This is a genomic window from Neoroseomonas terrae (genome assembly GCF_018129025.1).
Classification (GTDB): Bacteria; Pseudomonadota; Alphaproteobacteria; order Acetobacterales; family Acetobacteraceae; genus Neoroseomonas; species Neoroseomonas terrae.
Genome location: NZ_JAAEDI010000006.1, coordinates 184,769 through 200,083, shown reverse-complemented (window position 1 = coordinate 200,083; position 15,315 = coordinate 184,769). Strand labels below are relative to the sequence as shown.

Genomic DNA, 15,315 nt, shown 5'->3' with positions numbered 1-15,315 from the left:
GTGGAACGGACGGGAAGGGAGGGGAAGAAAAAACCGCAGAAGGCCGGGCCTCTGCGGTTCAAAATGGAAGGCTACAGATGCGCTTGGAAGGGCGCTTGGCTCCCCGAGTAGGACTCGAACCTACGACCTAGGGATTAACAGTCCCGCGCTCTACCAACTGAGCTATCGGGGAACGGAGCCGGGCGCCGCGTATAGTCCTGCGCGGCAGCAGTGTAAACCCTTCCTGCGCGGTGGAGGTCCGGAGCGGAATCGAACCGCTGTAGAGGGTTTTGCAGACCCTTGCCTGACCACTCGGCCACCGGACCAACGCGCTGAGATCACCAGATTGAATAGAGCAGCCTTGGCAGGGCTTGGCGGTCGCCGTCCCTCGCGTTTGGCAGTGCCCGGGGGATGCCCCCCCGTTCACGTGGCGCGCTTCTTACTGGCGGCGCGGCCCCGGTGCAACCGGCTGACAGAAGCCTTATGCGCTCTTTTCGTTACACGCCGCCGGTCGGGGGACGGGCGGGCGTCTGTGCGCTTGGCGCGGCCGGGCGGGCAGACCTATAACCCGGGCTCGTTTTCGAAGGGCCTTCACAGATGGATTTCGCCGAGGCGCGCCGGTTCATGGTCGATGGTCAGCTCCGGCCGAACCAGGTGGACGACCCGCGCATCGTCTCGGCCATGCGGGACCTGCCGCGGGAACGCTTCGTGCCCGCCGCCGCCGCCATGCGGGCCTATGCCGATGCCGATGTGCCGCTGCCCGGCGGGCGGGCCATGCTGAAGCCGCTCGTCCTCGCGCGGCTGGTGCAGCTCGCGGCGCTGCGGCGCGGGGAACGCGCGCTGGTGCTCGGCGCGGGCACCGGTTGTGGCGCGGCGCTGATGGCGACGATGGGTGCGACGGTGACGGCCGTCGAATCCGATCCGGCGCTGCTGGCGATCGCGCGCGTCGCCCTGGCGGCGACCATGCCCGCCGGCCAGGTGACGCTGATCCAGGCCGCGCCGGAGGGCGGCCATCCGGCCGGCGCCCCCTATGACGTCATCATGATCGAGGGCGGCGTCCATGCGGTACCGGAGGCGGTACAGGACCAGCTCATCGAGGGCGGGCGGCTCGTCGCCATCGGCCTCGCGGGCGGGCCGCCGGGGCGCGCCTGGCTGATGCGGCGCGTCGGCGGCAGCATGACGACCACGATCGACTTCGATGCCCATGCCGCGGCAGTGCCGGGCTTCGGCGTGGCACCGGCCTTCGCGTTCTGACACCGTGGCCACGGACCCCGCCGGATTTTCTCCGTCGGGGTGGCGCAGCCCTGTTGCGGTGCGTTAGCTTCCCTACGTTTAGCGTCGGGCTCGGCAGCGGATCCCGTGCGTTGCCGCGCGCCATCCAGTTGGGGGATTGAGGACGTGATGACCAGCCTGCGACGGACCATGCTTCTTTCCGCCGCGCTGACCGTGCTGCCGGCTGCCGCTTCGTGGTCCCAGTCGCTGCAGGAGGCGCTGGCCGCCGCCTACGCGAACAACCCGGGATTGCTCGCCGCCCGCGCCCAGGCCCGCGCGGTGGACGAGAACGTGCCCCAGGCGCTGTCCGGCTGGCGGCCCACCGTCATCATCGGCGCGGCCGGCGGCTATGCCGACACCAGCACCCGGTCACAATCGACGGTGGCCGTCGCGCGCGACGCGCAGGGCAACATCATCAACCTCGACAGCGCGGGCACGCCGTTCTCGGTGTTCTCGGACCAGCCGCGCACGACGGCGAACGTGACGGCCACGGTGACCCAGCCGCTATACCGCGGCGGCCGCACCACGGCCGGGACGCGGCGGGCGGAGAACCAGGTCTATGCGCAGCGCGCACGGCTGCTCGCCGTCGAGCAGACCGTCCTGCTCGACGGCGTGCGCGCCTATGTCTCGGTGGTGCAGAACCAGGAGGAGGTTCGGCTCAACGAGAACAACGTGCAGGTGCTGGTGCGGCAGCTGCAGGCGACGAACGAGCGCTTCCGGGTCGGTGAGATCACCCGCACCGACGTCGCGCAGGCCGAGGCTCGCCTCGCCGCGGCGCGATTCCAGCTGGAGCAGTCGCAGGGCACGCTGCAGGCGTCGCGTGCCACGTTCGTCCGCGTCATCGGGCTGGCGCCGGCATCGCTCGTCGCGCCGCCGCCCATCCGCCCGCCGGTGCGGAACTTGCAGGAAGCGATCCGCCGCGCGACCGGCGACAGCCCCGCGGTGGTCGAGGCGACGTTCAACGAGTCGGCCGCGCGGGACAATATCGACCTGCAGTTCGGCGCGCTGCTGCCGTCGCTGAGCGCTCAGGCGCAGGCCTTCCGCATCGACAACAACCAGACGCGCGGGTCGCGCCAGACCGGCGCCCAGGTCACGGCGAACCTGTCGGTGCCGCTGTATCAGGGCGGTGCCGAGCATTCCGCCGTGCGCCAGGCGCGCCAGCAGGCGCAGCAGGCGCGTCAGTTGCTGATGGATGCGCGCCGCGTCGCCGAACAGGATGCCACCCGAACCTGGGAGGCGCTGACCACCGCGCGCGCGCAGGTCGACAGTTCCCGCGCCGAGATCCGGGCACAGGAGATCGCGCTGGACGGCGTGCAGCGAGAGGCGATCGTCGGTAGCCGCACCACGCTCGATGTGCTGAATGCCGAGCAGGAACTGCTCAATGCCCGCACGCGACTGGTGCGCGCGCTGGCGACGCTGATCAACTCCTCCTACGAACTGACCGCGTCGCTCGGCCGACTGACCGCGCAGGATCTGTCGCTGCCGGTGCAGATCTACGACCCGCGCGCCTACTACAACACGGTGCGCGACCGCTGGGTCGGCACGGGCGATTTCAACGAACAGGTGCCGCAGGCGGCGGTGGTGCCGCAGGGCGTCATCTCGGTGCAGCCCTTGGTGCCGATCAACCCGACGCCCGCGGCGCGGCGGACGCCATGAGCGGGCAGGGCAACCCGCCGGCCGGGCCTCCCGCCGAACAGTCGATGGAGGACATCCTTGCCTCCATCCGCCGCATCCTGAACGAGGATGATGCGGCGCCGCCGACCGCCGCCGTGGAGGAAGGCGCTGCGGCGTCGACCGCGGCGCCGGAGCCATTGCTGCTGACGGAGGAGATGATGGTTTCCGCGCCGGAGGAGCCTGCCGCGGCGCCACCGTCGCAGCCCGCGCCGCCGGTCGTGACGGCGGCGCCGGACCCCGAGCCGGTTGAGGCCGATCCGCCCGCGCCCTCTGCGCCGCCCCCCGACGCGCTGCTGGCCCCGGCCGTGGCCGCCGCGGCGGCGGCCTCGGTCGGCCAGTTGCTGCGTGCCGTCAGCACCGAGCGCACCGCCCAGGTTAGCCGCGGCGGGCCGAGCATCGAGGATGTGGTACGCGAGGAGCTTCGCCCGCTGCTGAAGGACTGGCTGGACCAGCATCTGCCGGCCATCGTCGAGCGGCTGGTCCGGGCCGAGATCGAACGGGTGGTCGGCCGCGCCCTGTCCTGACGCGCAGGCCGCCCTTGACGCGGGGCGGCCGGCGATGAAGGGATGCGCCCATGCTCGACAAGTCCTTCGACCCCGCCGCCATCGAACAGCGCCTCTATGAGGGCTGGGAAGGCGCGGGCGCCTTCTCCGCGAACCCCGCTTCGCCGGCCAAGCCCTTCACCATCATGATCCCGCCGCCCAATGTCACGGGCAGCCTTCATATCGGCCATGCGCTGGACAACACGCTGCAGGATGTCCTGATCCGCTGGCGGCGCATGCAGGGGCGCGACGCGCTGTGGCAGCCGGGCACCGACCATGCCGGTATCGCGACGCAGATGGTGGTGGAACGGCTGCTGGCGCAGGAAGGCAATGCGGACCGGCGCAGCCTGGGGCGCGAGAACTTCGTCAAGCGCATCTGGGAGTGGAAGGCGGAATCGGGCGGGACCATCACGCGGCAGTTGCGGCGGCTGGGCGCCTCGCTCGACTGGCCGCGCGAACGCTTCACCATGGATGAGGGCCTGTCCGTCGCGGTGCGCGAGGTCTTCGTGCGGCTGTATCGCGAGGGGCTGCTGTACCGCGACAAGCGGCTGGTGAACTGGGACCCTAAGTTCCTGACCGCCATCTCGGACCTGGAGGTGGAGAGCAAGGAGGTGAAGGGCTCGCTTTGGCACCTTCGCTACCCGATCGAGGGCGAGCCGGGCCGCTTCCTGGTGGTGGCGACCACGCGGCCGGAGACGATGCTCGGCGATACGGCGGTGGCCGTGCATCCGGAGGATGAGCGGTTCCGCGCGCTGGTCGGCAAGCGCGTGATCCTGCCGCTGGTCGGCCGCGCCATTCCGGTCGTGGCGGATGAGTATTCGGACCCCGAGAAGGGGTCGGGTGCGGTGAAGATCACGCCGGCGCACGACTTCAACGATTTCGAACTCGGCAAGCGGCACGACCTGCCGATGCCCTCCGTGCTGGATGCGGAAGGTCGCGTGATGCTGGACGAGATCGCGGCGGCCTTTGCTGCGATGGATGGCGTGTCGGATCTTGATTTCGTCCGAGGCCTCGCCGGACAGGATCGCTTCGCGGCGCGCAAGGCGATCGTCGCGCGGCTCGAGGAACTGGAACTCGTCGAGAAGATCGAGCCGCACACCCATGCCGTGCCGCATGGCGACCGATCCGGCGTGCCGATCGAGCCGCGGCTGACGATGCAGTGGTATGTCGACGCGAAGACGCTGGCGCAGCCGGCGATCAAGGCGGTCGAGACCGGGCAGACCGTGTTTACGCCCAAGCAGTGGGAGAACACCTTCTTCGCCTGGATGCGCGACATCCAGCCCTGGTGCGTGTCGCGGCAGCTCTGGTGGGGCCACCAGATCCCGGCCTGGTATGCACCGGATGGCGAGGTGTTCGTCGCGCATTCCGAGGAGGAGGCGCGCACGCTCGCGCAGGCCAAGTTCGGCCGCGACGTGGCGCTGACGCGCGACGAGGACGTGCTCGACACCTGGTTTAGCAGCGGGTTGTGGCCCTTCAGCACGATCGGCTGGCCGGAGAAGACGCCGGAACTCGCGAAGTACTACCCCGGCGACGTGCTGGTGACGGGCTTCGACATCATCTTCTTCTGGGTCGCCCGCATGATGATGCTGGGCATCCACTTCATGGGCGAGACGCCCTTCAAGACGGTCTGCATCCACGGCCTGGTGCGCGACGAGAAGGGCCAGAAGATGTCGAAGTCGAAGGGCAATGTGCTCGACCCGCTGGAGCTGATCGACGCGCATGGCGCGGATGCGGTGCGCTTCACGCTCTGCGCGCTGGCCGGGCCGGGACGCGACATCAAGTTGGCGAAGCAGCGTATCGAGGGGTATCGCGCCTTCGCCACCAAGATCTGGAACGCGTCGCGCTTCTGCGAGATGAACGGGATCGCGCCGCGAACGGATTTCGATCCGTCGGCGGCGACGCTGCCGTTGTCGCGCTGGATCCTCGATGCCGCGAACAATGCGGTGGCTGAGGCCAATGCCGCGCTCGAAGCCTTCCGCTTCGATGACTATGCGATGGCCTGCTACCGCTTCACCTGGAACACCTTATGCGACTGGTTTCTGGAATTCGCCAAGCCGGTGCTGAACGGGCCTGACGGAGCGGAGAAGGAGGAGGTGAAGGGTGCGGCCCAGCATGTGCTCGGCACCATCCTGAAGCTGCTGCATCCGGTGATGCCGTTCCTGACGGAAGAGCTTTGGCACCGGATGGGCTTCGGCGAGGAAGGCAGCCTGATCCGCACCGCGTGGCCGGAGGCGGCGTCGGTGCAGGGCGCGGCCGAGGCGCGTGTGGAACTCGATTGGGTCGTGCGGCTGGTTTCCGAAATCCGCACCGTGCGGTCGGAGATGAACGTCGCGCCGTCCATCACGGTGCCGCTGCTGTTGTCGGGCGCGTCGGGGGAATCGCTCGATCGCGCGGCGCGCTGGTCGGATGCGATCAAGCGGCTCGGGCGCGCGACGGAGATCCGCGAGTTGGCCGGCGACCCGCCCAAGGGCTCGGTGCAGGCTGTGGTGGGCGAGGCGACGGTGATGCTGCCGCTGGGCGACGTCATTGACCTGCCGGCGGAGCGCGCGCGCCTGGCCAAGGAACGCGCGCGCATCGAGGGCGACGCGAAGAAGGCCGAGGCGAAGCTGGGCAGCGAGGTCTTCGTCTCCCGCGCACCGGAGGAGATCATCCAGGAGAACCGCGACCGCCTGGCCGCCGCGCAGACCGAGATGGCGCGGCTGGACGCGGCGATGGCGCGCATCGCCGGCTGATGGTCGACGCCGGCACGCTCAACCTGATCGGCGGTCTCACCATCTTCATGGTGGTGACGGTCGCCGGGCGGGGTGTGCTGGCGCGGCGTGGGATGTCGATGGCTGTCGCACAGACGGTGGCGGGGCTTGTCGGGATCGCCCTCGCGGTCGCCTTCATCCTCTCGATGGAATAGGAACTTTACGAGAACATTCCGCCTGCCTAAGCTGCTCCGCGTGCCTCGGGAGGATGCGGGATGGCGGTCGGGCAGATGGGCGGCTTCGTCGCGAGGCGTGGCGTTCCCCGCGCCCCGCGGCTGGCGTGACCGCCATGGCGAAGGCGCGCATCCATATCGGCGTCGGCGGCTGGACCTTCCCGCCCTGGCGCGGCGTGTTCTATCCGAAGGGGCTGCCGCACAAGGATGAGCTCGCGCATGCGGGCAAGCACCTGACCGGCCTTGAGATCAACGGCACCTATTACCGCCTGCAATCGCCGGAGAGCTTCGCCAAGTGGCATGACGAGGTGCCGGAGGGCTTCGTCTTCGCGCTGAAGGGGTCGCGCTTCGTCACCAACCGCCGCGTGCTGGCCGAGGCCGGGCCCTCGTTGGAAAAGTTCTGCGCCAGCGGGCTGTCGGCGCTGAAGGACAAGCTGGGGCCGATCAACTGGCAACTCGCCGGCACGAAGCAGTTCGATGCGGAGGATATCGACGCCTTCCTCGGCCTGCTGCCGAAGGAAGTGGATGGTGTCACGCTACGCCACGCGATGGAGGCGCGGCATGAGAGCTTCCGCCATCCCGAATTCATCGACATCGCGCGCAAGCATGGCGTGGCGGTCGTCATCGCGGCCGACAGCGAGTTCCCGCTGATCACCGACCTGACAGCGCCCTTCGCCTATCTCCGCATCATGGGGACGACGGCGGAGCATCCGGCGGGCTATGCGCCGAAGGTGCTGGACGCCTGGGCGAAGCGCGCGCAGGCGCTGGCGAAGGGGGAGGGGCTCGACGACCTTGCCGAACCTGTAGGCAAACCGGGGAAGAAGACCGCGCGGGACGTCTTCCTCTTCGTCATCAGCGGGGAGAAGGAACGCAACCCGGCCGCGGCGGTGGAGATCATCGGCCGCATGCAGGGCTGACCGGGCGCGGGCGAAGGGCTGACGGCGGCCGCCGGCCACCCATATGCGGGGCATGATCCCGCTCTCCGTTCTCGATCTCTCCCCGATCCCCGAGGGCAGCGACGCCGGCCAGGCGTTGCGCCACTCCCGCGATCTTGCCCGTCATGCGGATGCGCTCGGCTACCGGCGCTTTTGGATGGCGGAACACCACAACATGGCTGGCATCGCGAGCGCCGCGACGGCCGTCGCCCTCGCGCATGTCGCGGAAGGCACGCAGCGCATCCGCATCGGCGCCGGCGGCATCATGCTGCCGAACCATGCGCCGCTGATCATCGCGGAACAGTTCGGCACGCTCGCGGCGCTGTATCCGGGGCGGGTCGATCTCGGCCTTGGCCGTGCGCCGGGCACGGATCAGGTGGCGGCGCGGGCGCTCCGGCGCAACCTCGCCGGCGATGCGGACAGCTTCCCGCAGGATGTCGCGGAGCTGATGGAGTATTTCCGCCCCGCCCATCCCGACCAGGCGCTGCGCGCCGTGCCGGGGGAGGGCCAGGATGTCGAGGTCTGGATCCTCGGCTCCAGCACCTTCGGGGCGCAGCTCGCCGCCTATCTCGGCCTGCCCTACGCCTTCGCCTCCCACTTCGCGCCGCAGCAGATGATGGATGCGCTGAAGATCTATCGTGAGCGGTTCCGGCCGTCGGATCGTCTCGCGACGCCGCGGGCGATGGTCGGTGTCAACGTGTTCGCCGCCCCGACGGAGGACGAGGCGCGCTTCCTGTTCTCGTCGCTGCAGCAGGCGTTCATCAACCTGCGCATTGGCCGCCCCGGCAAGCTGCCGGCGCCAGTCGAGGGCTTCGACGCGCGGATCGGCCCGCGCGAACATGCGATGCTGTCGCACTCGCTGTCCTGCTCGGTGGTCGGCACGCCGGAGACGATCCGTCGCGACCTGGCCGAACTGGCGCAGCGCACCGGCGCGGATGAATTCATGGTGACGGCGCAGATCCACGACCCGGCCGCCCGCCTGCGATCCTTCGCACTGCTCGCCGAGGCGCAGGCGATGGCGGAGGCTTGACGCCAGCCGCGCATCCGCCCCGGATACGCGGCAGACCAGCCCGAGGAAGCCAGTCAAATGCCGTCGACCTGGGACAAATCCCGCCTGCCCAGCCGCCACACCACGCTGGGGCCGGAACGCGCGCCGCACCGGTCCTACTACTACGCGATGGGCCTGACGAAGGAGGAGATCGAGCAGCCGCTGGTCGGCGTCGCCTCCTGCTGGAACGAGGCGGCACCGTGCAACATCGCGCTGTCGCGCCAGGCGCAGGCGGCGAAGAAGGGCGTGAAGGCAGCGGGGGCGACGCCGCGCGAATTCACCACCATCACGGTGACGGACGGCATCGCGATGGGGCACCAGTCGATGAAGTCCTCGCTGGCATCACGCGAGGCCATCGCGGATTCGATCGAGCTCACGATGCGCGGCCATTGCTATGACGCGCTGGTCGGCATCGCCGGCTGCGACAAGTCGCTGCCCGGCGTGATGATGTCCATGCTGCGGCTGAACGTGCCGAGCGTGTTCATGTATGGCGGCTCGATCATGCCCGGGAAGCATCACGGGCGGGACGTGACGGTGCTCGACGTGTTCGAGGCGGTGGGTCAGCACGCCGCGGGCAACATGTCCGACGAGGAACTGGACGATCTGGAACGCCACGCCTGCCCCGGTGCCGGCGCCTGCGGCGGCCAGTTCACCGCGAACACCATGGCCTGCGTGTCGGAGGTGATCGGCCTCGCATTGCCGTTCTCCGCTGGCGCGCCGGCGCCGAACGAGGAACGCGACGACTACGCCGTGGCCTCGGGCAAGGCAGTGGTCGAGCTGATACGCCGCAACCTGCGTCCGCGCGACATAGTCACGCTGGACGCGCTGCACAATGCGGCGGCGATTGTCGGCGCCACGGGCGGTTCCACTAACGCCGCGCTGCACCTGCCGGCCATGGCGCATGAGGCCGGCATCCGCTTCACCCTACAGGATGTCGCGGAGATCATGCGCAAGACGCCGCATATCGCGGACCTTAAGCCGGGCGGGAAATACGTGGCGGCGGATGTGTTCCGCATCGGCGGCGTGCCCGTCATCATCAAGGCGCTGCTCGACGGCGGCTATGTGCGCGGGGACTGCCTGACGGTCACGGGCAAGACGCTCGCGGAGAACCATCGCGAGGTAATCGTCCCGAAGGACCAGGACGTGGTGTACCCCACGACCAACCCAATCAGCCCGATCGGCGGTGTCGTCGCGTTGCACGGCAACCTCGCGCCGGACGGCGCCATCGTGAAGATCGCGGGCATGCACAACCTACGCTTCGAAGGCACCGCGCTGTGCTTCGATTGCGAGGAAGACGCCTTCGCCGCCGTGGAGGCCCGCGCCTACAAGCCCGGCGACGTCATCATCGTGCGCTACGAAGGCCCGAAGGGTGGGCCCGGGATGCGCGAGATGCTGTCCACCACCTCCGCGATCTACGGGCAGGGGATGGGCGACAAGGTCGCGCTGATCACCGATGGGCGGTTCAGCGGCGCCACGCGCGGCTTCTGCATCGGCCATGTCGGGCCGGAGGCCGCGGTTGGCGGCCCGATCGCGCTGCTGCAGAATGGCGACCGCATCGTCATCGATGCCGAGGCCGGCACTATCGACATGATGGTGCCGGAGGAGGAGATCGCCCGCCGCCGCGCCGCCTGGAAGCCGCGCGCGCACGATTACAATGCCGGTGCGCTGTGGAAATACGCGCAGCTCGTCGGGCCGGCGCATCTCGGTGCCGTGACCAATCCCGGCGCGGTGGCCGAAACGCACTGCTACGCCGACCAGTAACCGCCACACCGCCGCCACGGCGGCGCCACAGGCAACGCGCCTGCTTCGTCTCGCGTTGAAGGGCTGCGGTTTCGACCGCGGCCCGCTGACGGGAGATGCGAAAGCATGACGAAGCGCCTGTTGTTGCCCGCGCTCGCGGGGCTCGGTCTGGCGGGGTGCGTGGCCTATCCCGCGCCGCCGCCACCGCGGCCCGTCTATGTCGCGCCGGCGCCGGTTTACGCGCCGCCGCCGCCGCCACCGGTCTATGTCCAACCGCCGCCGCGCCGCCAGCGTGTCTGGGTGCCCCGGCGCTGCGACGCCTATGGACGCTGTTACGGCGGGCGCTGGGTGTGGCGATGATGCGGGCGGCGTCTTATCGGCGCGCGCCATGCTCACCATCTTCCTGAACAGGGGACGGGCGGCGCCGGGGCCGTCCGACTCGGAAGGAATACCGTGATGCGCCCGGTCGTCGCTGTGCTGCTGGTTGCCGCTGCCCCCCTGCTCGGGGGCTGCGTTCAGTATCCGAACGGGACCTGGGGCCCCGCGCCGGCACCGCAGCCGGCTGTCGTTCCGTATGTCCCGCCCCCGGTCGCCTACGCGCCCCCAGCCTACGGCTATGGCTACCAGCCGGGCGTGCCTGTCTATGTCGCGCCGCCGCCGCCGGTCTATGTGGCGCCGCCGGTCAGCATCGGCATCGGGTTGGGCTGGGGCGGCGGCTGGGGTCGCGGGTACTACGGGCCGGGCTACTGGGGCCGGCCATGGTACGGGCGGCGCTGGTAGTCAGCGCAGCGTCGCAATCACCGGCGTATGGTCGGATGGCTGCATCTCGCTGCGCGGCAGCGTGTCGACCTCGCATGTGTTCAGCCGATCGGCCAGTTCCGGGCTAAGCATCACATGGTCGATTCGCAGGCCGCGGTTGGTCTCGAAGGCCGCGCCGTAATCCCAGTAGGTGAACAGCGTCTCCCGCGGGTGCAGCGCCCGCAGCGCATCGGTCATGCCGAGATTCAGCAGCGCGCGGAACTGCGCCCGCGTCTCGGGCCGCACCAGCGCGTCGGTCGGCGGCAGGGCGCCGGGCGCAAGGTCCGCATCCGTCGGGCACACGTTGAAGTCGCCCAGCACGGCAAGCGGCGTGAAGCTGTCGAGCCGGTCGGCGACGACGCTCCGCAGCCGCGCCATCCAGTTGAGCTTGTAGGCATAGCCCGCCTCGCCGCCGGAATTGCCGTTGGGCAGGTAGATGCCGGCCACGTTCATCCCATCGACGCGCACCTCGATGTAGCGGGCGTGGCCGTCCTCGGGATCGCCCGGCAGGGCCTCGGCCACCACGTCGAAGGGGATTCGCGCGATCACCGCGACGCCGTTCCGCCCGCCCGACTGGCCGACGGCGCGGGTCGTGTAGCCCAGCGCCTCGAAATCCGCGCAGGGGATCTGCTCGGCCAGGCAGCGCGTCTCCTGGAGGAACAGCAGCTCGGGCTGCACGCGCTCGAGGAAGCGCGCGACATGGCCGAAGCGCTGGCGGATCGAATTGACGTTGAAGGTCGCGAGTTTCATGCCGGCCGGGATCGTAGGGTGGCCGGCACCATACCCTTCACGTGGAAGCCGCGGTCAAGCCGCCCGGGTCAGCCGACCGAAAACGACGTCCCGCAGCCACAGGCGGAGACGGCCTGCGGGTTGCGGATGGCGAAATGCGCGCCGATCAGCTCCTCGGCCCAGTCGAGTTCAGCGCCGGCCAGCAGGTCCAGCGACACCGGATCGACGAAGACCCGCCCTGAGCCGTCGCCGACGACCAGGTCCTCGGCCTCCGGCGCATCCTCCAGCCCGAAACGATACTGGAAGCCCGAACAGCCGCCGGCCTCGACCGCCAGGCGCAGGCCGGCCTCCGGTCGCCCGTCGCGGGTCGCGATCTCGGTGATCTGGGCATGGGCGCGTTCGGTGACGCGGAAGGCGGGGGCGGCGGCATCGAGCATGGGGTCGGCACTCCTCGACCCCCAAGATAGGGCTTCTGCGCGCTGGTTCCAACGCGGCGGTGCGGTTGCCGGCCCGTGCCGGGCGGTGCTAGGGCCGAACCCATGGCTCTCGCCCCCCATGCCGTCCGGCCCGAGACCTCCCGCGGCCGGCTGCATCCCGAGGCCGGGGGCGATACGCGCTCGCCCTTCCAGCGGGACCGGGACCGAATCATCCACGCCACATCGTTCCGGCGGCTGCAATACAAGACTCAGGTCTTCGTCTATCACGAGGGCGACCATTTCCGGACGCGCCTGACCCACAGCATCGAGGTCGCGCAGATCGCCCGCTCGATCGCGCGCCTGCTCTGGCTGGATGAGGACCTGGCCGAGGCGCTCGCGCTCGCCCACGACCTGGGCCACCCGCCCTTCGGCCATGCGGGGGAGGATGCGCTGAACAGCGCGATGAAGCCCTATGGCGGCTTCGACCACAACGCGCAGTCACTGAAGGCGGTGACGCAACTCGAAACCCGATACGCCGGGTTCGACGGGCTGAACCTGACCTGGGAGACGCTGGAAGGCCTCGCCAAGCACAACGGCCCGCTGCGCCGGCCCGCGCCCTATATCGCCGACTACGACGCGATGCATCCGCTCGATCTCGGCACCCATGCCTCGGCCGAGGCCCAGGTCGCCGCGCTGGCGGACGACATCGCCTACAACAACCACGACCTGGATGACGGTCTGCGCGCGCGCCTGTTCACGCTCGAGGAAGTGGCGGCGCTGCCGCTGGTCGGCGAGGCGCTGGCCAACGCGCGCGCCGCGATGCCCGACATGCCGCCGGAACGCGCCGCCCCCGAGATGATCCGCCGCGTCATCAACATGATGGTGCTGGACGTGGTGGCGGAGACGCGGCGGCGCGTCGCGCTGCTGGCACCGACGACGGTGGACGACATCCGCCGCGCCGGCGGCCCGGTCGTCGCATTCTCCACCGCGATGGCGGAGGCGAACCTCGCTTTGCGCGACTTCCTGTTCACCCGGATGTACCGGCACTGGCGGGTCAACCGCACCATGGCCAAGTCGAAGCGCGTGGTGCAGCTGCTGTTCAGCCTGCTGCATGGCGGCCCGCAGATGCTGCCGCCCGCCTGGCGCGGCCGGGCCGGGGATGCCGGGAGCCCACGCTGCGCCCTGGTGGTCTGCGACTACATCGCAGGCATGACCGACCGCTACGCGCTGGAGGAGCACCGGCGCATGACCGACCCGGACGTTCCGGGCTGAAGCCTTTCCTCGGCGGAACTCAGGATTGCGCGCTATCACCCCGGATCGGCCGCCGCGTTCCGTGACGGGGTGGCTACGCGCCCGCGCGGGCTTGTCGTATAGCCTTCGCACGTTCCAGCCGAGTACCCGATGACCGAGAACATCTTCACCCTGCTGACGCAGGAGGTGCGCGGCCTGCTCGCGGCCCTGCTACCCGACCTGCCGGCCGAGGCGCTGGCCCGCGTGCAGGTCGAGCCGCCGCGCGACCCGGCGCATGGCGACATGGCGACGAATGCCGCGCTCGTCGCCGCAAAGCCGGCGCGGATGCCGCCGCCGAAGCTTGCCGCTGCGCTGGCGGAACGGCTTCTGGCGCTGCCGATGGTGACTGAGGCGACGCCGGCCGGCCCGGGCTTCGTGAACCTGCGGCTGGATGAGAACTTCCTGCGTGGCCAGGTCTCGACCGTGCTGAAAGCCGGCACCGCCTATGGCGACAGCCGCCTTGGCGGGGGCGTGCGGGCGAATGTCGAGTACGTTTCCGCGAACCCGACCGGGCCGATGCATGTCGGGCACTGCCGCGGCGCCGTCGTCGGCGATGCGCTCGCCAACCTGATGAAGAAGGCGGGCTGGGCGGTCACCAAGGAGTACTACATCAACGACGCCGGCAATCAGGTGCAGGCGCTCGGCTGGGCGACCTATTGGCGGTATGTCCGCACCGTCACCATGGACGCCGATGCGTGGAACGCCGAGAACGCCGAGCGGCGCTTCGGCGTGGCACTGCAGTATCGCGGCGACTACCTCGTCGCGGTGGGGGAGGCGCTGGCCGAGCGCTTCGGGGACACACTGATGCCGCGCGAGGTCGGCGCGTCCGAGCTGCCGCCGGAGGAGACGATGTCGGCCTTCGGCCCCGCGCTGGAACGCGGCTGGCTCGTGAAGACATCGTGGATCGACACCTGCCGCGAGACGGCGGTGGCGATGATGATGGTCGCGATCCGCGAGGACCTGGCGATGCTGGGCGTGGCGCAGGACGTGTTCCGGTCCGAGCGCGCGATGGTTGAGGCTGGCGCGGTGGAGGGGGCCGTTTCGCTCCTTGAACGCAAGGGGCTGATCTATGAGGGCGTGCTGGAACCGCCCAAGGGCAAGACGCCCGATGATTGGGAGCCGCGTCCGCAGACGCTGTTCCGCGCGACCGATTTCGGCGACGACGTGGATCGGCCGCTGCGCAAATCGGATGGCTCGAACACGTATTTCGCGAACGACATCGCCTATCACGCCGATAAGGTCGGGCGCGGCGAGCAGTTGCTGATCGACGTCTGGGGCGCCGACCACGGCGGCTACGTGCCGCGCATGACGGCGGCGGTGAAGGCGGTCTCGGATGGCCGCGTGCCGCTGGAGATCGTGCTGTGCCAGATCGTCCATGTGCTGAAGGGCGGCGAGCCCGTGCGCATGTCGAAGCGCGCCGGCACCTACATCACGCTGCGCGACCTGATCGAGGAGGTCGGCCGCGACGCGGTGCGCTTCACCATGCTGACGCGCAAATCCGACGCACAGATGGAATTCGACCTCGACCGCGTGGTCGAGCAGTCTCGCGACAACCCGGTCTTCTACGTGCAGTACGCCCATGCCCGCTGCTGCTCGGTGCTGCGGCAGGCGGAGGCGATGGACCCCGCGCTGACGGCCGGCCTTGGCGCGGTGTCGCTCGCGGCACTGACCGACGGGGCCGAAATGGCGCTGATCCGGCGCATCGCCGCCTGGCCGCGGATGGTCGAGGCCGCCGCAACTGCGCGTGAGCCCCACCGAATCGCGTTCTATCTGGGGGACTTGGCGGGGGACTTTCATGTACTGTGGAACCGCGGTCGCGACGATTCGACGCTGCGGTTCATCCGCGAGGAGGATCCTGTCGCGACTCGGGCCCGGCTGGCCCTCGTCGCAGCGACCGCGACGGTGATCCGGTCGGGCCTCGGCGTCATGGGGGTGACGCCGGTGAACGAGATGCGTTGACGGGCTGCCC

Annotated in this window: 14 protein-coding genes and 2 tRNA genes; 12 read left to right on the top strand and 4 right to left on the bottom strand. The window is 69.7% G+C overall.

Annotated elements, in window-relative coordinates:
* Positions 1-96 precede the first annotated feature (96 nt).
* Both GXW78_RS07465 and GXW78_RS07460 read right to left on the bottom strand, forming a co-directional pair.
* Positions 97-172, bottom strand: a tRNA-Asn gene (locus tag GXW78_RS07465).
* A 59-nt stretch (positions 173-231) separates the two neighbouring features.
* A tRNA-Cys gene (locus tag GXW78_RS07460) sits at positions 232-305 on the bottom strand.
* Positions 306-576: 271 nt separating this feature from the next.
* Between GXW78_RS07460 and GXW78_RS07455 the strand changes: the two genes are divergently transcribed.
* From GXW78_RS07455 to GXW78_RS07410, 10 genes are all read left to right on the top strand, one after another.
* Positions 577-1,233, top strand: a complete 657-nt coding sequence (locus tag GXW78_RS07455; RefSeq protein ID WP_211867485.1) for a protein-L-isoaspartate O-methyltransferase family protein — start codon at positions 577-579, stop codon at positions 1,231-1,233.
* Between the two features lie 147 nt (positions 1,234-1,380).
* A complete protein-coding gene (locus GXW78_RS07450; protein WP_211867484.1) occupies positions 1,381-2,907 on the top strand; it encodes a TolC family outer membrane protein in 1,527 nt (508 codons plus the stop codon).
* On the top strand, positions 2,904-3,449 hold the full coding sequence (locus tag GXW78_RS07445; protein ID WP_211867483.1) for a DUF2497 domain-containing protein: 546 nt from the start codon (positions 2,904-2,906) through the stop codon (positions 3,447-3,449). Before GXW78_RS07450 ends, GXW78_RS07445 begins: the two co-directional genes overlap by 4 nt.
* 50 nt (positions 3,450-3,499) lie before the next feature.
* Positions 3,500-6,199 (top strand): valine--tRNA ligase, encoded by a 2,700-nt coding sequence (locus tag GXW78_RS07440; RefSeq protein WP_211867482.1) that lies wholly within the window; start codon positions 3,500-3,502, stop codon positions 6,197-6,199.
* Positions 6,199-6,372, top strand: a complete 174-nt coding sequence (locus tag GXW78_RS07435) for a hypothetical protein (protein WP_211867481.1) — start codon at positions 6,199-6,201, stop codon at positions 6,370-6,372. Before GXW78_RS07440 ends, GXW78_RS07435 begins: the two co-directional genes overlap by 1 nt.
* Before the next feature lie 134 nt (positions 6,373-6,506).
* On the top strand, positions 6,507-7,307 hold the full coding sequence (locus tag GXW78_RS07430; RefSeq protein WP_211867480.1) for a DUF72 domain-containing protein: 801 nt from the start codon (positions 6,507-6,509) through the stop codon (positions 7,305-7,307).
* A gap of 52 nt (positions 7,308-7,359) precedes the next feature.
* Entirely contained in the window at positions 7,360-8,355 is a 996-nt protein-coding gene (locus tag GXW78_RS07425) for an LLM class flavin-dependent oxidoreductase (protein WP_211867479.1), read from the top strand.
* A 57-nt stretch (positions 8,356-8,412) separates the two neighbouring features.
* Positions 8,413-10,134, top strand: a complete 1,722-nt coding sequence (ilvD, locus tag GXW78_RS07420; protein ID WP_211867478.1) for a dihydroxy-acid dehydratase — start codon at positions 8,413-8,415, stop codon at positions 10,132-10,134.
* 105 nt (positions 10,135-10,239) lie between these two features.
* Complete coding sequence (locus tag GXW78_RS07415; protein WP_211867477.1) at positions 10,240-10,473, top strand: hypothetical protein; 234 nt, start codon at positions 10,240-10,242, stop codon at positions 10,471-10,473.
* 96 nt (positions 10,474-10,569) lie between these two features.
* The gene (locus GXW78_RS07410; RefSeq protein WP_211867476.1) at positions 10,570-10,893 is read left to right on the top strand and encodes a hypothetical protein; all 324 of its coding nucleotides are present in this window, start codon (positions 10,570-10,572) and stop codon (positions 10,891-10,893) included.
* Here the strand turns inward: GXW78_RS07410 and xth are convergent, their stop codons facing one another.
* Positions 10,894-11,661 (bottom strand): exodeoxyribonuclease III, encoded by a 768-nt coding sequence (gene xth, locus GXW78_RS07405; protein WP_211867475.1) that lies wholly within the window; start codon positions 11,659-11,661, stop codon positions 10,894-10,896.
* A gap of 68 nt (positions 11,662-11,729) precedes the next feature.
* The gene (locus GXW78_RS07400; RefSeq protein WP_211867474.1) at positions 11,730-12,077 is read right to left on the bottom strand and encodes a HesB/IscA family protein; all 348 of its coding nucleotides are present in this window, start codon (positions 12,075-12,077) and stop codon (positions 11,730-11,732) included.
* A gap of 102 nt (positions 12,078-12,179) precedes the next feature.
* On the opposite strand from GXW78_RS07400, the gene GXW78_RS07395 reads away from it, so the two are divergent.
* Together GXW78_RS07395 and GXW78_RS07390 are read left to right on the top strand one after the other, a co-directional pair.
* Entirely contained in the window at positions 12,180-13,328 is a 1,149-nt protein-coding gene (locus GXW78_RS07395; protein WP_211867473.1) for a deoxyguanosinetriphosphate triphosphohydrolase, read from the top strand.
* Between the two features lie 129 nt (positions 13,329-13,457).
* Positions 13,458-15,305: an arginine--tRNA ligase gene (locus GXW78_RS07390; protein ID WP_211867472.1), complete on the top strand. Its 1,848-nt coding sequence runs from the start codon at positions 13,458-13,460 to the stop codon at positions 15,303-15,305.
* Positions 15,306-15,315: the final 10 nt, after the last annotated feature.